Below are 639 nucleotides of genomic sequence, written 5' to 3' on the forward strand. Positions count from 1 at the left end.
TGGTAAGCGGCCCATGGGTCATGGATTACCACTTCGTAATCAGGCACACCGCGACATGCAGTTTGAAGAGCGTTAAAGCTGTTACCACCAACAGACTTAACAGATTCGTTTGGACCACAGATTGGAATAAAGCCGTAAAGGATGTGAGTTAAGTTGTCGGCTGGCATGTTGTCTACGGTGTAGTTACGACCATAGATGCCCCATTCAACAAAATACGTACCCATCACGACGCTAGGGTCGGTGTTGTATGTTTTGTTGTTTGGATCAACGTTCATCGTTAGTGGCTTCAAGTGAGAGCCATCTGTATCCGCGATGGTGATTTCTGCAGGAGCACTTTTCGAACAGCCTGTAGCATCACACGCTTCAATTTCCATTTGGTACAAGCCGCCTTGGCCGTAATCAAATGTTGCTGTGGTTTGGCCGCCAGTGATAGCGCCTGTTGCGACTTTTACGCCATCAAAATAGATGTTGTAAGTGTCGCCAGGTGTACCGCTCCACTGGTTGAATTTAACGGTGATTTTAGCTTGGTCATGGTATTTCACCATGTCGTAGTAGCCAGATGTGGTTTCCATAGCCAGTTCAATTTTAGAAAATTGAAGGTTATTAGAACCGTACATATCGACACTTGGTGCGGTCGGA

The 639-nt window shown here is 46.3% G+C and carries 1 protein-coding gene; it reads right to left on the bottom strand.

The window, feature by feature from the left end; translation table 11 throughout:
- The coding region (locus R7R24_RS27810) for a chitinase N-terminal domain-containing protein (protein WP_318120301.1) at window positions 1-639 on the bottom strand (639 nt) is incomplete at both ends.

Source organism: Vibrio sp. 704, assembly GCF_033339295.1.